This window comes from Lysinibacillus sp. FN11, assembly GCF_024628845.1.
Lineage (GTDB): Bacteria > Bacillota > Bacilli > Bacillales_A > Planococcaceae > Lysinibacillus > Lysinibacillus capsici.
In genome coordinates this window covers 3687918-3710938 of record NZ_CP102383.1, presented here as the reverse complement: position 1 = coordinate 3710938, position 23021 = coordinate 3687918, and the positions used below count along the sequence as shown (strand labels likewise).

The window sequence follows — 23021 nt, the reverse complement described above, 5'->3', positions numbered from 1 at the left end:
AGGGAAGTGAGCAGAATGATACGATTCATGGAAGAAAAAGATATTCCTGAGGTTTTGGCTATCTATAATGATATTATTTTAACAAGCAAGGCTGTCTATCGATACGAAATACAAACTTTTGATGAAAAAGTACAGTGGTTTAAGGAACAACAAGCATTAGATAATCCTTTACTTGTATTTGAGGATAATGGGCTTGTTGCTGGCTTTGCTACCTATAGTCAATTCCGTCCTTATCCAGGTTATAAATATACAATGGAGCACTCTGTCTATGTGCATAAAGAGCATTATCAAAAAGGGATTGCGACAAAGCTCATGAACAAGCTGATAGCGATGGCTGAAGAAAATGGTGTCAAAACGCTTGTTGCTGGTATTGATGGAGAAAACATTGGTAGTATTAAAGCACATGAAAATTAGGCTTTGAATATGCAGGAACCATTAAAAATGCAGGCTATAAATTTGAACAATGGCTAGACCTTGTGTTCTATCAACTTCATTTGACTGGACCGAAATCATAAAAGGATATGACAAATGTCATATCCTTTTTGTGATGTTTGCGTCTGTTACTGACTTGTGTTCTTGTTTTATGATGAGATCATAAGAAAAAAAGAAACGAGGGAGTAAAAGATGGCAACTATTAAAGAAAAAACAAAAAAGTTACGCCAAGATGTAGCGCCATTTGCCAAATCAGATACGCGTAAAAGTGTTTTTCAGATTATAAATACAATTGTACCGTTAATTGCATTATGGGTGGCTGGTTACTTGTTAGTGGATGTATCACCTTGGCTAACAGTTGGCTTAAGTGCCATTTCAGCAGGTTTTGTCGTACGAACTTTTATTATTTTTCATGATTGTACACACGGGTCATTTTTCAAAAGTAAAAAGGCAAACGACTGGGTTGGATTTTTTACTGGGGTGCTAACATCATTCCCTTATGAAAAATGGAAACGTGAGCATACAATTCACCATGCAACAAGCTCAAACTTAGACAAGCGTGGTATCGGTGATATTGATATGATGACAGTTGAAGAATATATGCAAGCCTCAAAAGGGCAACGTCTATGGTACCGCTTCTATCGTAATCCATTTGTGATGTTTGGATTAGGCCCACTTTATATGGTTCTTGTCTTAAATCGTTTTAATCGTAAGGATGCGAAGAAGAAGGAACGTCTCAATACAATTTTAACGAATATTACCATTGTGGGAATTTGTGCCGCTTTAATTTTCTTCATGGGCTGGCAAGCGTTTTTATTAGTGCAAGGCGTTACTTTATTTATTGCAGGTTCTTTAGGAATTTGGTTATTTTACATCCAGCATACGTATGAAGATTCTTATTTTGAACACGATTCAGAGTGGGATTATGTGAAAGCTGCAGTTGAAGGAAGCTCGTATTATAAATTGCCAAAACTTTTACAATGGGTAACAGGGAATATTGGTTTCCATCATGTTCATCACTTAGCTCCTCGTGTACCTAATTATAATCTTGAAAAGGCACACAATGAGACACCGCCATTACACATGGCAACAACGATTACTTTACGTACGAGTTTAGAATCACTACGTTACAAGTTATATGATGAAGATCAAGGTAAATTTGTAACGTTTAAAGAAGTAAATGAAATTATAAAACGTAAAGAAAGAGGCAGTATTGCCGCTTAGTTGATAACAGCCATCTCTGCAAGAGAGATGGCTGTTTTATGTAAAGAGAGGACTATGGGTCAAAGCATCTACAGGCATAAATTTAATTTTCTTGTTATAATAAGGGAAAAGTAGGAAAGAGCGTGAGATTATGTTGAGGAAATGGCATAGTATTATTCCGAATAGTCCGATGCTCAGTGTATATTTGTGGATAATTTTTTGTTTCCTACCGTTTTTCTTCATTTTTAGGAAATCATCTTATATCGAAATATCGATAGGTATTACATTTTTAATGCTCTATTTTATCTTCTATCGATTTGCCATGAATTCGAAAAGCGGTTTAGTTTATATGTGGATTAGCTTTGAAATGGTCATAAATATTATTATGACCATCTTGTATGGCTATGTCTATTTGTCCATTTTCACAGCATTTTTTATTGGCAATATCCGAAGACCCGTCGGCTTTTATATTATGTATGGTCTACATATTGGATTTACAGTTATTTCAGCAGGTGCTGGATTCTTTGTAGAGCTCAACCTATTTTTATCACAGTTGCCTTTCGTTGTATTAACTATTTTAGCTGTTGTCCTTTTACCGCTAACGCTTTATTCCAAAAATAAACGTGAAAATTTAGAGGGACAGTTAGAAACAGCCAATGAACGTATTGCTGAATTAATTGTTTTTGAAGAACGACAAAGAATAGCTCGAGATTTGCATGATACATTAGGACAAAAATTGTCCATGATAGGTTTGAAGAGTGATCTAGCTTCTAGGTTGATTGAACGAGATCCCCAGCAAGCCTTGATTGAGATTAAGGATATACGCCAGACGGCTAGTATTGCCTTAAAAGAGGTTCGGGAATTAGTTTCAGATATGCGTACAGCAAAATTTGAAGATGAGATCATGCGTATTTCACAAATACTAAAGGCAGCTGAAATGGAGTTTGTCTTTGAGGGTGATAAAAACGTATTGCAAGTTCCACCACTTGTAGAGAATGTTTTATCTATGTGCTTAAAAGAGGCGGTTAATAATGTTGTCAAACATAGTGGAGCAACAAAATGTGAAATTGCTTTCCATCAAAATTTTAAAGAAGTTTATTTGGTAGTGCGAGATAACGGACAGGGTATTACGAAAAAACAAGCCTGGAGAACTGGTAATGGATTGAAAGGAATGCGGGAACGTTTAGAGTTTATTAATGGGTCCTTTAAAATTGAAAGTGTTGAGGGCACCACATTAACGGTAACTATCCCAGTAGCTATTACGCATCAGAATGTCAAAGACAATCTGAAGAACATATAGAAAAGAGGATTGTGACATGATACGAATTGTGATTGCTGAAGATCAGGGGATGCTATTAGGCGCGCTTCGCTCTTTACTTAGTATGGAGGAGGATATGGAGGTTGTTGGCTTAGCAAAAAATGGTGAAGAAGCATTGATGCTTGTGGAAGAGCATCAGCCTGATATTTGTGTTATGGATATTGAAATGCCGGTGAAAACGGGACTAGACGCAGCAGAAGAAATGCATAGCACTGGCTCAGGTTGTAAAGTCATTATTTTAACTACATTTGCTAGACCTGGTTATTTCGAACGTGCTAGAAAAGCGAGTGTCAGAGGCTATTTATTAAAGGATAGCCCTATAGAGGAGTTAGTGAGCGCAATCCGTACAATAATGGATGGTAAACGCATTTATGCGCCAGAGCTCGTTGATTTTGTCTATGAAGACGATAGTGAAAATCCTTTAACGGAGCGAGAGAGTCAAGTTCTGACACTTGTAGCAGAGGGCAAGACGACAAAGGAAATTGCTGCTGAGCTGTTTTTGTCTGCTGGCACAGTTCGTAACTATATTTCGACGATTTTAGAAAAACTAAACGTTGGTAATCGAATTGAGGCCATTGCACGCTTTAAAGAAAAAGGATGGAATAAATAAAATGAGAACCTTATCGCATCATAAGCGAAAAGGTTCTCATTTTTTTACTTATTGCGTTTAGTTAAACGACCAAGAACGAATGCACCTGCTGCTACTGCAAGAACAGTATTCGTTTTTTTCGTAAATACTTGTTTTGTGACAAGATTAAGGTTTTGAGGACGCTCAGCTAAACGGCGCATGAAATACCCGTACCAATCTTCGCCGAATGGAACGTATACACAGAAGTTATAGCCCTCTTTTGCAAGCTCTTTTTGCATATCTGTACGGAAACCATACAGCATTTGGAATTCAAATTTATCAAGCGGAATATTATGATCAGCTACAAAGCGTTTTACGTGCGCAATGATATTGTGATCATGAGTTGCGATTGATGTAAATTTACCGTTTAGTAGGTGATATTCAATCAACTCAATAAAGTTTAAATCAATATCTAATTTGTCTTGATAGGCTACTTCAACTGGCTCTTTATAAGCACCTTTTACGATACGTAAACGGTAGTCCTTAAATTTTTCAATATCATCTTTTGCACGGTAAAAGTATGATTGGATGACAGTACCAACATTATTAAATGTTTTCGATAATTCTTCCACCATATCGAAGGAAGTTTGTAGGCGTCCATAGTCTTCCATATCAAAGTTAACAAAGATATCATATGAAGCGGCTTTTTCTACAATCTCATACAGATTGTCATAACAAAAATCAACATCAATATCTAAGCCTAATTGAGATGGCTTTAATGAAATATGTGCAGCTACACCGTTTTCGTGAATAGCTTCGATCACAGTAAGGATTTTTTCTTTAGCAGCAGTCGCTTCTTCTTTACTTGAAACAAATTCACCTAGGTTATCTACTGTACAAGAAATATTATGTGCATTTAGTTCTTTGATACTTGCAATTGTTTCTTCGATATTTGTACCAGCTACTACACTTTGTGCTCCTAATTTTAGGCCATATTTCTTTGCAGCACTATTTAATAGTTGGTTCTCAGATAAGTGGATGAAAAAATCGCGTAATAACATGGTCATTCTCCTAACTGCATTTTCTTTTTAGTATAACATAAATTATTTAAACTATATTACATTCAGCCTAACAATTATTTCATATCAAGTATTTGCATACGTTCATTAAATAGTGCAGGATAACTTAAAAAGCCAATCATAACGCTGGATAATGTTGCAGTTGTTAAGAGAGCAAAGATAATTAAAAGTTGAAATTGGACTGCCTGAAGAGGGTCGGCTCCCCCAATAATTTGACCACTCATCATACCTGGTAGCTGTACTAGTCCGATTGTTTTTTGACTCTCAATCGTAGGAATCATACTAGCTTTTATGGCATTAATTAATTGGCGATGAATAGCCTGTTTTGGTGTGCCACCCAGGGATAGTATTAGTTCCATTTGATCCTTATGGTTAGTAATTTCAGCTGTAAAACGATTTAAGAACAAAATGGATAGCACCATGGAATTACCAATTAGCATCCCGCTAATGGGAATGATATACTGAGCAGTTGCTGGAACAATATGAAAGCCTAGCAAAACACCTTGTGTAATTATTTCTACCATGACAAGAGTCAGTGCTATCTTCCAGGTGATTCCTTTAATACCTACTCCTTTTTTTCGTGCGTTTAACGTGGCCACGACAATCATTAGTGCTACCATCAGGAAAATATAGCTATAACTATTTGCATCAAACACAAATTTTAATATATAGCCGACAGCAAGCAATTGAATGATGGAGCGTAATGTTGCAATAAGTGTATCTTTTTCAAGGTCTAACTTTAATATTTTGGATAGGAATAAAGGAATACAAACAAAAATTAATGTCAGTGATAAGGATGTAAACGTCATTTGTTTACCCCCTGTACAAACTCGGCAACACGTGGATTTGTTGGTGCATTGAGTAATGAACTTTTACCAGTTTCAACGAGCTCCCCATTCATCATAACCCATGTATAGTGACCAATCGTTAGCGCTTGTTGCAAATTATGGGTAATCCAAATCATGGTGACATTGTATTTTTTGTTAATGGTGACAATCAATTTTTCAATATCCTGTACGGATTGACGATCCAAAGCAGATGTTATTTCGTCTAATAATAAAATAGAGGATTGATTGATAAGTGTTCGAGCGATAGATACCTTTTGACGTTGTCCGCCAGATAGATCATTTGTAGATTGATGCAGGAAGCTTTCGTTTAACCCAACGTCCTCTAAATATTGAATAGCCTCCTGCTGCAAAAGTTTTTGTCCTTGCAGTGTACGGGGAAGAGCAAGATTCTCTAACACTGTACCTGCTATCATAGGAGCTGCCTGTAAAGCAATACCAACATGCCTTCTTAAAGCTGTTGGATCATATGTAGAAATAGGTTGATTATCAACGAGTATATGCCCATTTGATGGTGAGAGAAGGCCATTACATAATTTAAGTAAAGTTGTTTTACCAGCGCCAGAGGGACCAACGAGAGTGGTGATTTGCCCTTTTGGAAATGATCCAGTAATTGACTTTAATATCATTTTGTCATTTACTGAAAATTGAACTTGTTGAAAGTGAATGGCAGGTTCATATAACATATTCATCTATTGAAACTCCTTTACTTTAGTTAGTAAAATAACTGTAGCATGAAATGACTGGAAGATGGTGTTGAAAAAAGAAAGAAGGGGATTTGGGAATGGAAATATTGTATTTCGATACATTAACCTATGCACAGGGTGATATGTATGTTGTGGCTTCAGACAAAGGACTTGTTTATATAGGTACACCAAATGCATCATTCGAAGAAGTAAAGGAGTGGGCTGAAAAACCATTTAAAGGATATTGCTTTGAAGAGAATTCAGAAAAGTTGCTCCCATATAAAGAGCAGTTAACAGCCTATTTTAAGAAGGAACTTATTGAATTTAATCTTCCAATCCATGTGAAAGGGACAGCATTTCAATTAGCGGTGTGGGATGCATTAAAAGAATTACCCTATGGTACAACAACAACTTATGGAAATATTGCTCAACGCATTGGTAATCCCAAAGCGGTTCGAGCGGTAGGGACTGCTATTGGAGCAAACCCAATCCTGGCGATTATTCCATGTCATCGGGTCATTGGCAAAAATGGTCAATTAACAGGCTTTAGAAGCGGCTTAGCTATGAAACAATTTTTACTTGAGTTAGAGAAGGAATCGATCGATTGAAGTGGAAAATGTTAATCTCTTGTTAAATGATGGAAAGAGCGCTTTTTCTATAGACTTGATCACATCAAACAAAGTAACCTACTTCATCTGTAAATGAACGGTTTCCAATGTAGGAGTGCACCAAAAGAAATCTGCCCCATTATCCAGAGATAAAGGAGCAGATCACTAGCTATACATGTTGTTCTTCTTGAACATTGTTCTGTGTTTTACCGAAATGTGTTAAACGATGAGCGAAGGTTTCGCCTCGTACTGCGGAGCTTTTGAAAATATCTTGGTATTCGTACGCAGGCGTTCCGTGTTCCATTACATCTAATCCAGCAATTTCTTCTTCAGCCGTTACTCGTAATGGGACAAATGCTTTGATGATCAATAAACCTGCTGCTACAGATACACTAACCCAAGCAATAGTTGCAATAACGCCAATTGCTTGAATACCTAATAGACCAAAACCCCCACCATAAAATAAGCCATGCCCACCAATATCAAGTAGGCCAACTGCCAGTGTTCCCCAAATACCACAAATACCATGAACAGCAATTGCTCCAACAGGATCATCAACTTTTAGCTTCCACTCTAGGAAGCGTACACCTTCCACAAGCAAAGGTGCAGCAATTAAACCAATGATAAGCGAGCCAAAAATGCTGACATTCGCTGCACCAGCAGTAATCCCTACAAGCCCAGCTAATGCACCATTTAATGTAAGAGAGCCATCGATATGTCCGTATCGAAATTTTGTATAGAAAGCAGTGGCAACGACACCAGCTGCAGCTGCAAAAAACGTATTAGCAATAACACTAGGAACTAGCTCTGGATCAGCAGCTAATGTAGAAGCACCATTGAAGCCGAACCAGCCAAACCAAAGTAAAAATACGCCTAATGCACCTAATGGAATACTGTGTCCTGTAATAACATTTACTCGACCATTTTCATATTTGCCTAGTCGAGGTCCAACCATAACTGCTGCGACAAATGCTGCAACAGCCCCTGTTAAGTGAACAACTGTCGAGCCAGCAAAATCAACAAAACCTAAATCTGTTAACCAACCTTGCCCACTCCAAACCCAGTGGCCTACTACAGGATAAACAACTAAAGACATAAGTATAATAACTCCAACATAAGCGAAAATATTAGTACGTTCTGCAACAGCCCCCGATAAAATAGTTGCTCCAGTTGCAGCAAACATTGTTTGGAAGATAAAGAAAGAAAGATCATCTACTCCTTTTAAAGCAAAGCCACTTGTGCCGAAAATGCCACCTACTGAGTCTCCGAACATAATGGCATAGCCACATAAAAAATAGACGATCCCACCAAGAGAAATAGTGAGAAAATTCTTCATGATGATATTGACTGCATTTTTTGAGCGGGTAAATCCAGCCTCAACCATAGCAAAACCTGCATGCATAAAGAATACTAAAATAGTGCCAAGCATCACCCAAATTAAATTAACAGATAATAGTACTTCATCCATCTATATCGCCCCCTTTATTCTACTGCAATCGACCCGACTTCTTTTGTTCGGATACGAATTGCTTGTTCTACTGGATAAATGAAAATCTTCCCGTCCCCAACTTTACCAGTTGCTGCTTCACGCAATAAAATCTCTACAATGGCATCAACTTTGCCATCGTCTACAATCATTTCTAATTTTAATTTAGGTAAAAATTCAATTTCATACGTATTGCCGCGGAAGAGTCCTGTTCGACCTAGCTGACGACCACAACCAGCGATTTCTGAAACGCTTAACCCTGCAATTCCTTCCTGTGCAAGACCGTCCCGAACTGCTCCAAAAACTTCAGGACGAATGATTGCTTCAATTTTTTTCATGTGTACCAGCTCCTTGCGTGAATTTAATTTACATGTTAAAACGGTATTAAAAACAGTGCAATTGTTTTTTTAGATTCTATGTGAGGTTATTTTACATTAAGTATTTCTAGTCCCGAAGTATTTTAGAAAAAAGGTTTTTATAAAGGGAATGAAAGCGGTATTAAAATTTGTGTCTAAAATGTGTACAGTTCTAAATTTTCTGACTATTAATGTTAGAAAACCTAACATCTATAAGAGGGAATGTAATACGCAAGAATTTGGGTATATAGTGTATACTAGGACTAATTATCAAAGCGGAAGAAGGGGTTTTTTTTGAGATCAAACTATGCAGATGATAGCTTAGCGCTACACACAGACTTATATCAAATCAATATGGCAGAATCCTACTGGGCGGATGGCATACATAATAAAAAAGCAGTTTTTGAATTGTATTTTAGAAAATTACCTTTTGGTAATGGCTATGCCATATTTGCTGGGTTAGAGCGAATGCTTGATTATCTACGTGATTTTCATTTTAGTGAATCGGATATTGCGTATTTACGTGATGAAGTAGGTTATAAAGAGGACTTTATCCAGTATTTAAAGAACATCCGATTTACAGGAGATATGTATTCCATGGTAGAAGGGGAACTAGTTTTCGCTAATGAACCAATTGTCCGAATCGAAGCTCCATTAGTAGAGGCGCAGCTAATTGAAACAGCATTACTTAATATTGTTAACTATCAAACATTAATTGCTACAAAGGCTAGCCGTATCAAACAAATTATTAAAAATGAAGTGGCGATGGAATTTGGTACAAGGCGTGCACAAGAAATGGATGCTGCTATTTGGGGAACACGTGCAGCGTTTATCGGTGGTTTTGCTTCCACAAGTAATGTTCGAGCAGGTAAGCTTTTTAAAATTCCTGTCTCTGGTACACATGCCCATGCATTAGTACAAGCTTATAAAAATGATTATGATGCATTCCATGCTTATGCTAAACGTCATCGCGATTGTGTGTTTTTGGTAGATACTTATAATACATTGAAATCAGGGGTGCCAACTGCTATTAAAGTAGCTAAAGAGCTAGGAGACAAAATTAACTTCATTGGCATACGTTTAGATAGCGGCGATATTGCTTTCTTGTCGAAAGAAGCTCGCCGTATGTTGGATGCTGCAGGCTTCCATGATGCCAAAATCATTGTCTCAAACGATTTAGATGAATACACCATCTTAAATTTAAAAGCTCAAGGAGCAAAAGTGGATGTTTGGGGAATCGGTACAAAGCTTATTACAGCTTACGACCAGCCTGCGTTAGGTGCAGTATATAAAATGGTGGCAATCGAGAATAGCGAAGGGCAACTTGAAGATACGATAAAAATCTCAGCTAATGCGGAAAAGGTATCAACGCCAGGCTTGAAAAATGTCTATCGTATTATTGATAAAAAGAACGGAAAGGCAGAAGGAGACTACATCACAATGCACGATGAAAATCCTCAAGCTGAGGAACGTATCAAAATGTTCCATCCGATTCATACGTTTGTCTCAAAGTTTGTTACAAATTTTGATGCCAAGAATTTACATCAGCATGTTATTAAAAATGGAGAGATCAACTATCAAAACCCTACATTAGGGGAAATGCGTGATTACGCGGCGGAGAATTTAGAACTGTTATGGGATGAATATAAGCGTGCCATGAATCCTGAAGAATATCCAGTCGATCTCAGTCAAAAATGCTGGGATAATAAGATGCGTAATATTGAAGAAGTGCATGCGATGGTTAAACGAATGTGAAAAGGAGTGACAGGTGCAATGACTTTACAGCAACAAATTATTGAGGAATTAAGCGTATTGCCTAACATTGATGTACAGGGGGAAATACGTAAATCCATTGATTTTTTAAAGGAATATGCAAAACGCCATAGTTTTGTAAAAGGGTTTGTTCTTGGTATTTCTGGTGGTCAAGATTCAACATTAACAGGTAAACTAGCGCAATTGGCGATTGATGAATTAAATGCAGAAGAGGGAGAAATGAAGTATTCGTTTTTCGCTGTACGATTACCATATGGCGTACAAGCTGATGAACAAGATTGCCAAGATGCCATTGATTATATAAAGCCAACGAAGGTTTATACAGTAAATATAAAAGACGCAGTGGATGCTAGTGTGAGAGCTCTAACAAATGCAGGTGTTGAGCTGAATGACTTTGTGAAAGGGAATGAAAAGGCTCGTGAGCGTATGAAGGTCCAATATTCCATTGCTGCAATGAATGGAGCGGTTGTATTAGGAACAGATCATGCTGCGGAAGCTATTACAGGCTTCTATACAAAGTTTGGTGATGGTGGAGCAGACTTGATGCCAATCTTTCGTTTAAATAAACGACAAGGAAAGCAATTGCTAGCAGAACTTCAATGCCCTGAGCATCTATATAAAAAGGTGCCTACAGCAGATTTAGAAGAAGATCGTCCCTCCTTGCCAGACGAAGTGGCGCTAGGTGTGTCGTATGATCAAATAGATGATTATTTAGAGGGGAAAGAAATTCCAGAAGAACCTCGCCGAAGATTAGAAGGGTATTATTTGCGTTCCCAACATAAGCGTCATATGCCAATAACAATATTTGATGATTTTTGGAAGTAAGATGAGTGAAAAGGGTTATAAAGAAAGTGTTTCTACTTTTAAAAATAGCTCTTTTCACTCTTTTTTTATGCATTAAGGTTCTATGTTGTTAATTGTCAGCATATAATGTCGATATAATTACCTATAAGGATAGTAAAATGTAGAGGAGGGTAACTTTTTATGAGGACTTCTAGAGTGAGTGCAACGACAAGTAGTGTTTTTCGGCAGGAACAACAATATTTACATGCTGGTGATCTCAGCCATAACTTTGGGCAAAATCCACAAAAGCAATTTCGAAATAGATTACAAAAAAATAAAGAGAAGACGTACAATTCAACAACTATTTCTGTAAATTCACAACAGCAGCAACCGATTACACCTATCCATGTAGATAATGCTAGTGATTTGGAGATTCGCCGTGAATTAAATGAAACGGCACTAAAGCTCAGTCGTTTAAACAAACAAAAGAAGCGACTCAATAGTTATCGTTCTTCCATATAAGCTAAACTCTCCACATCAGTGTGGGGAGTTTTTTTATTATTGAGGAGAAGTAAGTAAAAGCACTAAATTCAAAATATTTGAAGTGAAGATGTTCATGGAATGTTCAAGGTAATTTTTCCATTTCTTCACAGCGATTTTTAACTAATTTCACAACTAATCTGTAATGTAGGATATGGCAACAAAAAACTAAACTTGGAGGATAAAGTTGTGAAAAAATTATGGTTACCTGCACTAATATTATTATTTGTACTTGCAGCTTGTGGTAGCGAAAAAAAACAGGTAGAAGAAAAGGAAATTGAGCAAGAAACTACGAAAAATGAATCAGAAACCGTGCAAGTTGCTTCACTAGTAGATACACGGTTACAAGAGCCAGAAGAAGATACAATTTGTGAAATGTGTAATATGAAAGTTTATATGAAAGACCATGAGATGGGTGTATTTTCAGCACAGGCAATAAAAGAAGATGGAACAATTACTTTTTATGACGATATTGGCTGTTTATTAAATGCGGAGGTTGCTAATGAAGAAAAAAACGAAAAGTTTGTACGTGATTTTGTAACGAAAGATTGGGCAAAGATTGAAGATGTAACAATTATAAAAACGGAACTGAAATCTCCGATGAACTGGGGCTATATTTATTTCGTGGACAAGGCTGAAGCAGATAAATATATGCAAGAAAATTCGAAAGCTTATGAGGAGGAACTACAAAAAATTAAAGATGATGCATTGGAGAGACGTAAGAAAATGATGCAAAAAAAGGCTGAGGATGAAAAAGATGCATCCGGCTCTATGCATTCGAATGAGATGAATCAAGAAGGGCACAGTCATTAAATCATAGACTAGGGGAAATCCTCTAGTCTTTTCTTGCTGAATGAGGAGGTGGAAAGTGATGAAGCAGATCATGTTGTTCTTTTTGTTTTTTCTATTTACCAGTCAAACGGCGTATGCGGAATTTGATATCCAATTTGCTATCGATCAAGCAAAAGCTGGAGATAGTATTCATATTCCTGCTGGTCGTTACCAAGGGAATTTCATTGTGAAGAAACCGATCAAACTGTACGGACAAAAAGGGACTGAGCTTTATGCCCAAAATGATGAACCTGCATTAAAAATTGAACATGCAACGAATGTTTCCATAGAAAATATAAGAATAACAGCAAAAAATAAAGGAATTGTTGCAAATGAGGCGGAGAATTTAGAGCTGAGAGCTATTGAACTAAAAGATGCCCGAGTTGGTATACATCTTCAACATTCAAGGCATATACGAATTTTAGAAAATAAGATCATTGGAAATGAATCGCATTTTGCTGAAAAAGGAAATGGAATTGCGGTTTTTAAAAGTGAAGATGTTGTGATCGATCAAAATACGATCGAACAAGTCCAGGATGGTATATATGTTGAAGAAGTGACGCGAATAGATGTACAGCGAAACAAGGTAACAAATAGCCGTTATGGAACACATTTTATGTATTCAAGTGGTGTGAAGGTGTTGTTCAATACGTATTCACACAATGTTACAGGTCTTATGGTGATGATGACTTCTAATTTAGAAATAAGTAGTAATACAATCAGTACTCATAATGGCTTTAATAGTTATGGACTTATGATGTATGACACACAGGAGGCAATGATAAGAGAAAATCGCTTTCTACATAATCGTGTAGGGGTAGCGTTGCAAAAGAGTTCAGTGATTCAAATACAAGAAAATCGCTTTCAGATGAATCAAACTGCATTAGAAGGTACAAAAGTCGATGAGCGTTCAACCATTATGGATAATCAATTTACAGGTAATATATTAACAGCACGGTCAGACAATCAGGGATTACGTTTAATTCATAATTTTTATGATGATTATACAGGGCTAGATGTTACAAGTGATGGTTTTGGAGATGTTCCATATGTGGCTGTGTCGAGTTTTGGACAATGGATGGTGAGACAGCCAGTTTATCAATTTTTTGTGGCATCACCAAGCGTTGTTATCCTGACGTCACTAGATCAACAGATTAATAAAACAGAACGAAATCTACTGGTAGATAATGAACCAAAATTACTTAGCAATATGAAAGAGATAGAGTTCTCAATAAATATCCTACAATTAGTGATTGGTTTTATCATGTTTATGGGAAGTTTATGGCTTTGGAAAAGGAGGATACGAGTATGACTAGATGGATAATGATACTAATTATATGTGGCGTTATTTTAGTAGGCTGTGGTGAAAAAACATACCATCCGCATGAAATTAATAGTGAAACAGATGTTTGTAAAGTTTGTAATATGAGCATTGTTCATAATGAATACGCAGGGCAAATTGTTTTGAAAAATGGAGACTATGAGGTTTTTGATGATATTGGATGCTTAATGGATTACCTTGAGCTAAATGGCGATGGTGAAGTTGGAGCAGCCTATATTAAAAATAAAGCAACGAATGAATGGATTGACGTTTATAAAGCGATTTATGTGTACAACAAAAATTATTGGACACCGATGAACTATGGTGTTATTGCATTTGCTACAAAAGATGAAGCCAAAGAATGGATGAATGATGAAGGAGAAGGTCAACTATTTGCCTATCATGATTTGCTGACATTGAATTGGGGGATTCATGAGTGATGTTTGTAAAAATAGAGCTGAAGCAGATTTTAAGAAGTCGATGGATGCAACTAGTAGCCTTTCTATTTACGTTTGTTTTCTTTGCCATTGTTGTCATTCAACAAATGGCTTTACCAGATATTGAAGGCTTTACACGTCAAACTGCATCATTTTTAAGTGTGTTATTATTTCTGCTGCCACTATTTATCCTTACCATTGGCAGTATGAGTATAGCTGGTGATATAGAATCAGGTTGGTTATCGTTATTAAAAACATACCCTCTGAAGCGGATGCAATATATTACAGGCAAATATGTAGCTACAGCACTTGCGTTTTTATTAGTAATAGCAGTGGCATTTGGTTTTGTATTAACCGTAGGTGGGTTACTAGGTGGGGTACGGTTACCAATTGTTTTAGTTATTCTTACGCTATTATGTATTGCTATCTTTGTGTCTTTAGGAATCTTGCTAGGGGTATTTGCAAAAACAAGATTATTTGCACTTGCATTATCACTTGTAGTGTGGTCCTTTCTTTTATTGCTCATTTCTTATGCTTTAATGGCTATAGGTGCAGTTGTTTCAGGGCATCTTTTACAAAAGCTCATCATCATAACGATACATATTAATCCAGTAGAATGGCTGCGCTTCGGCTATTTTATATTTAGTAATCAAGCTAGTGTGCTTGGTCCAGCCTTTTATGATGTAACGAGGTTTTACCTATCACCGCTCGGTCAGGTAGTATATGGAATAATAACAATGCTCTGGATTGTATTACCGTTAATGCTTGCTACGAAGCTGTTAAAGGAGGGGGAGCGGCGATGATTCTTTTAGAGGGAAAAAATGTAGCCAAGGTTTATGAAAATGATAGAGGATTAAAAGAAGCCTCCTTTTTACTGCAAGCTGGTCGAATTCTTGCATTGGTTGGAGGAAATGGGGCTGGAAAGAGTACTTTGATTCGTTTGTTAACGGGGCAAGAGAAACAGCAATCTGGTGAAATAATATGGCATCAACCACAAACAATCCGTTTTATGCCTGATGATGTAAACTTTCCAACTATGCTAACTGCAGCTGAAATATTAGAGCTGTTGGCATCTTTAAAACAAGTAGATAAATATGAGCAAGAGAATGTATTGAAGCGTGTTTCCTTGTGGGATGTTCGGAAGCAAAGAGCTAAACACTTTTCTAAAGGAATGCTCCAGCGACTAAACCTAGCCCAAAGCTTACTTGGTAGCGGGTCATTGCTAATTTTAGATGAGCCCACGAATGGTCTAGATCCCTTTTGGATAGCACAGTTGAAAAACATGATGTTGGAGGAGAAGGGAAAAGGCAATACGATTATCTTCTCTACTCATCTGCTGTCATTTGCTGAAGAAATAGCAGATGATGTATTATTTTTACATGAAGGTGAAATTATCATTTCTGGGGCGATAACTGAAATTTTCTTACAAGAAAATTCTACATCCTTAGAAGAAATATGGTTAAAAAGATTGAATTTGTAACATTCTAATGGATAATGACGTTATATAATAAGGATTAGGCTTGTTTGAATGTTGTCAAACAAGCCTTTTTTATGAATGTTCGTAGGAAGTAGAAGTTTCAGATAATTGTTTTACAGGACAGATTTCGCTATGCTTAGATTAAGTTTGCTTGCAATTCACACAATTGCTTGATGGAATGGGAGGCTTTTCGATTAATGAATGCTCAAATACAGAACGTTTTAGAAAATATAGAAAAAGTAATGATTGGTAAAAGAGAAGTTGCTGAGCTCAGTATTGTCGCATTATTAGCAAGGGGACATGTTTTGTTGGAGGATGTACCTGGAGTAGGAAAGACAATGATGGTGCGAGCACTTGCAAAATCTTTTGATGCACAATTTAAGCGTATTCAATTTACGCCAGATCTATTGCCATCAGATGTAGTTGGTATTTCTATTTATAATCCCAAGACAATGGAGTTTGAATTTCGTCCAGGGCCAATCATGGGGGATGTGGTATTAGCCGATGAAATTAACCGAACGTCTCCGAAAACTCAATCAGCCTTGTTAGAGGGGATGGAAGAGGCTTCTGTTACAATTGATGGGAAAACGCTGATGATCAATCAGCCATTTTTTGTTATGGCTACACAAAATCCCATTGAACATGAAGGTACCTATCCTTTACCCGAAGCACAACTAGATCGATTTCTCTTAAAGATAAAAATGGGTTATCCATCTAGGGGGCAGGAAGTTGAAATTTTACGAAGAGCTGAGAATGGTAAAGCCATTGAAAAAATCGAAGCAGTATTAACAGTAGCTCAATTAGTCGAATTACAGGAGCTTGTTCAGGGTGTGTATGTAGAAGATTCTGTTAAAAATTATATGGTGGAGCTTGCTACTCTAACAAGGGAAAATAATTATGTCTTTTTAGGTGTGAGTCCACGTGCCACAATAGCGCTAATGAAAGCTTCACAGGCTTACGCATTTTTGAAAGGACGAAGCTATGTTACCCCTGATGATGTTCAATATTTAGTGCCATTTGTTTTTAGCCATCGTTTAGTTTTAAAACCAGATGCACGCTATGATAACGTGACAGCAGACGAAATTATCCAGCGTATCATTGCTAAAACACCAGTTCCGACAAAGAGGTTTGCAGAACAATGAGGCAATGGAAAGCTTTTGTAGAAAAAAGTAAACATTTCCTATTAATCGCTTTCTTGATGATCGTAACATTTTGTTATGCAATGTTCCAAGGTGGATTTGTTAGCTGGTTTGTATTTTTTACGGTTAGTCCGTTTTTAGTATATGCATTCATGTTCTTTGTCGTTAGAGAAGATATTTTACTAATCGAACGCAAAATTGACCCGATTCATATAGAACGAGGTCAATCAGCGAAGGTGCTTATTACGATAGAACGTAAAACATGTTTTCCATTTGCCTATATCGTAATGGAGGAACTTGTGGATAGTGAGGGATTAGTGCAAGCTAAAATCCAAAATGCGAATGCCATAAAGTTCGTTGGATTTAAAAAAAACTTTAGCTGGCAATATGAATTGGAAAATATGCCACGCGGTGAACATCGCTACCTAGGTGTTACAATTGTTTTCTACGATTTTTTTGGCTGGGCTAAAAAGGTTGTCGTAGCAGAAAAGGACCAAACTATTTTAGTTTACCCAAGAGTACAAGAGATGAAATATGCTGCGCTTCAAACAAAATTTGATGTTGGCCCGATGATGTCACCATACTCTATAGTGAAGGACACATCCATGGCTGTTGGATTAAGAGAGTACGTTCCAGGAGATCGTTTTTCTTGGATTCATTGGAAATCATTTGCCCGTACACAAAAGTTGCAGTCTAAGGAATTTGAGGATCGACAATCATCAGAACTAATGTTAGTGCTAGACGCTACGAAATCCTCCATGTTTGAAGAAAAAGTGGAATTAGTAGCTTCAATGCTACAGATGATCGTTAAGGAACGAGGAGATTTGTCATTTATTTCTGCTGGAGAAATAACGAAAGTATTCCCTGCTATACAGGGGGACAAGCATTTAGATCAGGTTATGTATCATTTAGCTGCGATAAAACCTATGGAGAATGTCAAGTTTCGATTTCATGATCAACAAGCCTTTAAGCAAGTTGCAACACTGCTTTACGTGACAAGTGATGTTTCAGATGAATTACTACATACTCTTGCAAATATAGTGAAAAGCTGTATTTGTTTTGTAGTGGCAAAGCAGCCGCCAGTGCAATCTGAGCTTGCGATGCGGTATAAACATATTCAAGTTATTTATGTAAATCCAGCAGATTTCTATCATTTATTCACGGAGGTGATGAGACCGTGAAGCAATCATTAGGCGAATTTTTAGAATTAGCCCTAGCTTATGTTATTGTATTTTTCATTTTGCGTGAATGGCTTATTCCCATTATGCAATTAACGAATACAGGTGGGATGCATCTTTTCTTAGTGTTTATCGGTATGTCTTTAGCGCTAAGTCTTTTCCGCGTACATCCATTGCTATCAGGATTAGTGAAGCTTGGTTATATTACCTGGTTTATCGTTTTTATCTATAGCCCTAGTCCTGTATTATCTGGTGATACATTGCCTTTTTTATTGGCTGAATGGAAAGGAAACATGGCCACGATTCTAACAGGTGACTTTGGACAGGTTTCAGATGTTTTCAGAACAGTATTATTCCTTGTGTTGATTTGGATGCTAGTTTATTTAATTCACCATTGGGTTTCGGTGCGAAAAAATATATTCTACTTCTTTGCCATGACCGTATTCTTTATTGCTACTTTGGATACATTTAGTGACTATGATGGTAAAGCGGCAATTGTAAAAGTTGTTGTTTTAGGATTAATCATGACAGGTGTTCTTTTTGTCAAGCGTCTATGGCTTCAAGTGGAAACTACAAGTACGGCAATGGAGAAATGGAAAATTGTTATTCCCATGCTAGTATCTGTATTGCTCATTAGTTCTGTAGCATTCTTTTTACCAAAGACTGGACCAACATGGGCAGATCCTGTGCCGTTTATCCAAGGGGTTACTGGACAAGATGGAAATGGAAATGGTCAAAAATCAGTTGGTTATAGCCAAGATGATAGTCAGTTAGGTGGTCCGTTCCAAGGAGATAATACTTTAATTTTCACTGCCTCTTCTCGTGATCGCCATTACTGGCGCATTGAAACGAAAGATACGTATACGTCAAAAGGTTGGATTGTTTCAGAGGGGAACTTTGGGAAAAATGTTTATGAGTCAAATACACCCATTCTGACTTCCTTACAAGTCGGGCCACCCGAAAATGAACGTCAGATTCAATTAGATATTGCTGTTCCAATGCCATTTTTAATTCAAACATATGGTATGCTCTCTGTTTCGGCTCAAGATGCCACTCTATTTATTCAGGATGAGCAGACTGAAAGAATGAATATAGAACAAGAGGTAGGGGAATCGAAATCATTATCAAACTATTCATTGTCTTATAGTGAACCTGTTTATAGTATGGAGCAGCTCCAATTGTCATATCCAGCAACACTTGAAACAATGGATTCTTCCTTTGATCGATTTTTGCAGTTACCAAACCAACTTCCTCAACGTGTAAGGGACTTAGCTTCTGAAATAACGCAAAAGAAAGATACGGTTTATGAACAAATTAAGGCTGTAGAAAGTTATTTTAGAACAAATGGTTTTAAGTACGATAAAACGCAAGCCGCCATTCCTGCTGAAAATCAAGATTATGTCGATCAATTTTTGTTCGATACAAAAGTAGGGTATTGTGATAATTTCTCCACGTCAATGGTGGTACTTTTACGTTCAGTAGGGATCCCAGCTCGTTGGGTAAAAGGTTTTGCACCAGGAACTGCAGGCCCCATGTCAGATGGATTACGCGAATATCGCATCACGAATGACAATGCGCACTCATGGGTAGAAGCTTTTATACCTGGAACGGGATGGATGGAGTTTGAACCTACAATCGGTTTTTCCGGCAACGTCAACATTGATTATGATATCCCGTTAGATACGTCTGACGAGGAAGAAGTAGTGCAGCCAGAACAAAAACCTGAGGAGCCACAACCACAAGAACAGGTAACCGAGAAGGAACAACCGAACTCAACATTTAGCTTTGATGCATTGTGGTTATGGATGAAAAAGTTTGCTTATGTTTGGGTGATAATTGCTGTATTATTAATAATCACGGGTATTTCTTTATTCTTACAGCGTAAAACGTGGATTCCAAAGATGCATGTTCGAGCATACCGTAAAAAAGTAGCAGATTGGTCAAATTTCGATTCTTCTTACCATGTTTTACTGAAGCAATTATCTCGTATTGGCTTGCGCAGAAAAGATGGAGAAACATTAAGTGCGTTCGCAGAGCGTGTAGATGCAGCATTAGAAACGGATGAAATGCAAAAGCTGACGGTAGTCTACGAGCAACATATTTATGGGAAAGACAAAGAAGATGTTGATTTTGTGAAGCTGAAAGAAAGTTGGGAATATTTAATCAATCGCACTATCAGTTGATTTTAACGTAGACAAAGAGTAAAATGAAAAAAATTAAATGCAAGGATTGCTTTCATATAAGTTCGATAATAGGGTTCGGATGTTTCTACGAAATCACCTTAAATGATTTCTCTATGAAGGCGGATGTTTTCGTTAGGTGAAAAGTATAGTAAGTCACTTTACTTTGCTACGCATTCGCCTTTATCAATATTCTAGAGCTTATGAACGCGTAGAAAGTTTTTTTACTTTCTTCGCGTTTTTCTTTGAACACATGAAAATATCCTTTAAAAATAATAGAAGAGGTGGAAATTTTGACAGCTAGCCCTTTATTAAGAGAGCAAGAAAAAATCGTTGTACTAGACTTCGGTAGCCAATTTAACCAATTAATTACACGTCGTATTCGTGAATTTGGTGTTTTCAGTGAATTACATCCACATACGGTAACTGCAGAAGAAATTAAAGATATGAACGCAACAGGTATTATTTTCTCAGGTGGTCCAAACTCTGTTTATGATGAAAATGCCTTTCATGTGGATCCAGCTATTTTCGAATTAGGTTTACCGATTTTAGGTATTTGCTATGGTATGCAATTAATGGCACATACAAACGGTGGTAAAGTTGAAGGTGCTGAAACACGCGAGTATGGTAAAGCCGAAATTCAAGTAACAACACCAAACAAATTATTTGGTGAGTTACCTACAGAACAAATCGTTTGGATGAGCCATGGTGACCATGTAACAGAAGTTCCAGCTGGATTTGAAGTCATCGCAACTAGCGCATCTTGTCCGATTGCTGCAATGGCAAACGTTGAACGTAAACTATATGCTGTACAATTCCATCCAGAAGTACGTCACTCTGTATATGGTAATGATCTATTACGTCAATTCGTATTCGACATCTGTGAAGCGAAAGGCGATTGGTCAATGGCAAACTTCATTGAGCTTGAAATTGCAAAAATTCGTGAAATCGTTGGCGATAAAAAAGTATTATGTGCGCTTTCTGGTGGTGTAGACTCATCAGTTGTAGCGGTGTTAATCCATAAAGCAATCGGCGATCAATTAACTTGTATGTTCGTAGACCACAACTTAAACCGTAAAGGTGAAGTTGAACAAGTAATGAAAACATTTACAGAAGACTTTGACATGAATCTTATTAAAATTGATGCACGTAAACGATTCATGGACAAACTTGCTGGCGTTTCTGATCCAGAGAAAAAACGTAAAATTATCGGTAATGAATTCATTTATGTATTTGATGAAGAGGCATCTAAACTTGAAGGTATGGATTTCTTAGCACAAGGAACTCTTTACACAGATATTATTGAATCTGGTACTTCAACTGCACAAACAATCAAATCACACCATAACGTTGGTGGTCTTCCTGAAGATATGCAATTCCAACTAATCGAGCCACTGAAAACTTTATTTAAAGATGAAGTACGTGCGCTAGGTTTAGAGCTTGGACTTGACGAAAAAATCGTTTGGCGTCAACCATTCCCAGGTCCTGGATTAGGTATCCGTGTGCTTGGTGAAGTAACAGAAGAAAAATTAGAAATCGTTCGCGAATCTGATTTCATTCTACGTGAAGAAATCGCCAAAGCTGGCCTTGATCGTGATATTTGGCAGTACTTTACGGTATTACCTGATATCCGTTCAGTTGGTGTAATGGGCGATGCTCGTACGTATGACTATGCAATCGGTATCCGTGCCGTTACATCTATCGATGGTATGACTTCTGACTGGGCGCGTATTCCTTGGGATGTACTAGAGAAAATCTCTGTCCGCCTTGTAAACGAAGTAAAACACGTGAACCGCGTGCTGTATGATATTACATCTAAGCCACCAGCAACGATTGAGTGGGAATAATAGCAAAAGCCCTAAAAGCCCTGAGAGGTTTTTAGGGCTTTTTTTGATGTAATTCCCTCTGAATTTATTGCTAAATGAAGTATCTCAACTTCAAAAATTGCTGGTAAAGTGTTGTATGTAGTAAACTAAATGAATGCACAAGAAATTATACTATTCAGATTAGGGGGGATTTAAATGGAGAAAAATAAACCAATGATTCATACATTAACGGTTGGGATGCCAAAAGAATTGATTGATAGTAAAGGGCGTTCAATGATTACAGGGATTGAAAAGCAACGAGTGCAAGAAGTTTATTTGTCCTCTCAAGGCTTTGAAGGGGATGATGTAGCTGATAAGAAACATCATGGTGGCCCTGATCGAGCAGTTTGTTTATATCCTGCGGAGCATTACATACAATGGGAACAGGAACTTGGAAAAACGTTACCCATTGCGGCATTTGGCGAAAATTTAACCGTAACAAATATGTTAGAAGCAGGTGTTTGTATTGGTGATATTTATAAAATTGGAGATGCTGTCATTCAAATTACACAGGGACGTATTCCATGTAGTACGATTGATAGATATACGGAGGCAAACACATTACTCAAACGTTTAATTGAAACGGGCTATACAGGTTTCCTTGCGCGTGTTCTTGAAGAAGGGACAATCTGTGCAGATTCAACAATTGAGCTTGTAGAAAAGCATCCTGCACGTATCTCTGTTCTGTATTGCAATGAAGTGTACTTCAAAAACAATGATGCAATCGCTATGAAACAAATACAAGCAGTAGATGCATTAGCAGACGATTGGAAAGAAAAATTAGAAAAAAGAATTCAAGTCTTGCAAAGTAAAGTGATGAGTTAAAACATAAGTTCAAAAGGAGGATCCTCTAGAATTTCTAGAGGATTTTTTCTTTAAACTGATTGGTGGAATGTTCAGCACAAAGCCTCTTTAG

General features: G+C 37.2%; 22 protein-coding genes, 1 pseudogene and 1 riboswitch. Of the genes and pseudogenes, 18 read left to right on the top strand and 5 right to left on the bottom strand.

What is annotated here, in order from left to right; genetic code table 11:
- Positions 1-15 precede the first annotated feature (15 nt).
- The 4 genes and pseudogenes from NP781_RS19620 (at position 16) to NP781_RS19605 (ending at position 3563) form a co-directional block, all read left to right on the top strand.
- Positions 16-515: pseudogene (locus NP781_RS19620) on the top strand (N-acetyltransferase family protein).
- A gap of 109 nt (positions 516-624) precedes the next feature.
- Positions 625-1656, top strand: a complete 1032-nt coding sequence (locus tag NP781_RS19615; protein ID WP_221682981.1) for a Delta(5) desaturase DesA — start codon at positions 625-627, stop codon at positions 1654-1656.
- Between the two features lie 271 nt (positions 1657-1927).
- The gene (locus NP781_RS19610; RefSeq protein WP_257522558.1) at positions 1928-2935 is read left to right on the top strand and encodes a sensor histidine kinase; all 1008 of its coding nucleotides are present in this window, start codon (positions 1928-1930) and stop codon (positions 2933-2935) included.
- A 16-nt stretch (positions 2936-2951) separates the two neighbouring features.
- Entirely contained in the window at positions 2952-3563 is a 612-nt protein-coding gene (locus tag NP781_RS19605; RefSeq protein WP_004224461.1) for a response regulator transcription factor, read from the top strand.
- A 44-nt stretch (positions 3564-3607) separates the two neighbouring features.
- Here NP781_RS19605 and NP781_RS19600 read toward each other — a convergent pair whose 3' ends face one another.
- From NP781_RS19600 to NP781_RS19590, 3 genes are all read right to left on the bottom strand, one after another.
- Positions 3608-4582: a proline dehydrogenase family protein gene (locus NP781_RS19600; RefSeq protein WP_048394992.1), complete on the bottom strand. Its 975-nt coding sequence runs from the start codon at positions 4580-4582 to the stop codon at positions 3608-3610.
- A gap of 74 nt (positions 4583-4656) precedes the next feature.
- Positions 4657-5409, bottom strand: a complete 753-nt coding sequence (gene fetB, locus NP781_RS19595; RefSeq protein WP_221682980.1) for an ABC transporter permease — start codon at positions 5407-5409, stop codon at positions 4657-4659.
- Positions 5406-6137, bottom strand: coding sequence for an ABC transporter ATP-binding protein (locus NP781_RS19590; RefSeq protein ID WP_221682979.1), 732 nt, complete (start codon positions 6135-6137; stop codon positions 5406-5408). The genes fetB and NP781_RS19590 overlap by 4 nt, the downstream gene beginning before the upstream one ends.
- 92 nt (positions 6138-6229) lie before the next feature.
- On the opposite strand from NP781_RS19590, the gene NP781_RS19585 reads away from it, so the two are divergent.
- The gene (locus NP781_RS19585; protein WP_257520639.1) at positions 6230-6739 is read left to right on the top strand and encodes a methylated-DNA--[protein]-cysteine S-methyltransferase; all 510 of its coding nucleotides are present in this window, start codon (positions 6230-6232) and stop codon (positions 6737-6739) included.
- A 169-nt stretch (positions 6740-6908) separates the two neighbouring features.
- Here NP781_RS19585 and NP781_RS19580 read toward each other — a convergent pair whose 3' ends face one another.
- Both NP781_RS19580 and NP781_RS19575 read right to left on the bottom strand, forming a co-directional pair.
- Positions 6909-8207 carry an ammonium transporter gene (locus NP781_RS19580; RefSeq protein ID WP_257520638.1) on the bottom strand — a complete coding sequence of 433 codons (1299 nt, stop codon included), beginning with the start codon at positions 8205-8207 and terminating at the stop codon, positions 6909-6911.
- Between the two features lie 14 nt (positions 8208-8221).
- Positions 8222-8563 carry a P-II family nitrogen regulator gene (locus tag NP781_RS19575; RefSeq protein ID WP_016995352.1) on the bottom strand — a complete coding sequence of 114 codons (342 nt, stop codon included), beginning with the start codon at positions 8561-8563 and terminating at the stop codon, positions 8222-8224.
- Positions 8564-8875: 312 nt separating this feature from the next.
- Here NP781_RS19575 and NP781_RS19570 point away from each other — a divergent pair, with 312 nt between their 5' ends.
- The 13 genes from NP781_RS19570 to NP781_RS19510 all read left to right on the top strand — a co-directional run bounded on the left by NP781_RS19570 (position 8876) and on the right by NP781_RS19510 (position 22930).
- Positions 8876-10336, top strand: a complete 1461-nt coding sequence (locus NP781_RS19570) for a nicotinate phosphoribosyltransferase (protein ID WP_257520637.1) — start codon at positions 8876-8878, stop codon at positions 10334-10336.
- 18 nt (positions 10337-10354) lie between these two features.
- Positions 10355-11179, top strand: a complete 825-nt coding sequence (gene nadE, locus NP781_RS19565; RefSeq protein WP_257520636.1) for an NAD(+) synthase — start codon at positions 10355-10357, stop codon at positions 11177-11179.
- 159 nt (positions 11180-11338) lie between these two features.
- Positions 11339-11659: an NAD synthetase gene (locus NP781_RS19560; RefSeq protein ID WP_257520635.1), complete on the top strand. Its 321-nt coding sequence runs from the start codon at positions 11339-11341 to the stop codon at positions 11657-11659.
- A gap of 207 nt (positions 11660-11866) precedes the next feature.
- Positions 11867-12490: a hypothetical protein gene (locus NP781_RS19555; protein ID WP_257520634.1), complete on the top strand. Its 624-nt coding sequence runs from the start codon at positions 11867-11869 to the stop codon at positions 12488-12490.
- A 58-nt stretch (positions 12491-12548) separates the two neighbouring features.
- Positions 12549-13820, top strand: a complete 1272-nt coding sequence (locus tag NP781_RS19550) for a NosD domain-containing protein (RefSeq protein WP_257522557.1) — start codon at positions 12549-12551, stop codon at positions 13818-13820.
- Positions 13817-14269: a nitrous oxide reductase accessory protein NosL gene (locus NP781_RS19545; protein ID WP_257520633.1), complete on the top strand. Its 453-nt coding sequence runs from the start codon at positions 13817-13819 to the stop codon at positions 14267-14269. The genes NP781_RS19550 and NP781_RS19545 overlap by 4 nt, the downstream gene beginning before the upstream one ends.
- Positions 14269-15069, top strand: a complete 801-nt coding sequence (locus tag NP781_RS19540) for an ABC transporter permease (protein WP_257522556.1) — start codon at positions 14269-14271, stop codon at positions 15067-15069. Before NP781_RS19545 ends, NP781_RS19540 begins: the two co-directional genes overlap by 1 nt.
- Positions 15066-15746 (top strand): ABC transporter ATP-binding protein, encoded by a 681-nt coding sequence (locus NP781_RS19535; RefSeq protein WP_257520632.1) that lies wholly within the window; start codon positions 15066-15068, stop codon positions 15744-15746. Before NP781_RS19540 ends, NP781_RS19535 begins: the two co-directional genes overlap by 4 nt.
- A gap of 194 nt (positions 15747-15940) precedes the next feature.
- Positions 15941-16885, top strand: a complete 945-nt coding sequence (locus tag NP781_RS19530) for an AAA family ATPase (RefSeq protein ID WP_257520631.1) — start codon at positions 15941-15943, stop codon at positions 16883-16885.
- Positions 16882-18063, top strand: coding sequence for a DUF58 domain-containing protein (locus tag NP781_RS19525; protein ID WP_257520630.1), 1182 nt, complete (start codon positions 16882-16884; stop codon positions 18061-18063). Before NP781_RS19530 ends, NP781_RS19525 begins: the two co-directional genes overlap by 4 nt.
- Complete coding sequence (locus tag NP781_RS19520; RefSeq protein WP_257520629.1) at positions 18060-20243, top strand: transglutaminase TgpA family protein; 2184 nt, start codon at positions 18060-18062, stop codon at positions 20241-20243. Before NP781_RS19525 ends, NP781_RS19520 begins: the two co-directional genes overlap by 4 nt.
- A gap of 32 nt (positions 20244-20275) precedes the next feature.
- A riboswitch (purine riboswitch) is annotated at positions 20276-20377 on the top strand.
- Positions 20378-20533: 156 nt separating this feature from the next.
- The gene (gene guaA, locus NP781_RS19515; RefSeq protein ID WP_221682970.1) at positions 20534-22087 is read left to right on the top strand and encodes a glutamine-hydrolyzing GMP synthase; all 1554 of its coding nucleotides are present in this window, start codon (positions 20534-20536) and stop codon (positions 22085-22087) included.
- 174 nt (positions 22088-22261) lie between these two features.
- On the top strand, positions 22262-22930 hold the full coding sequence (locus NP781_RS19510) for an MOSC domain-containing protein (RefSeq protein ID WP_257520628.1): 669 nt from the start codon (positions 22262-22264) through the stop codon (positions 22928-22930).
- Positions 22931-23021 lie beyond the last annotated feature (91 nt).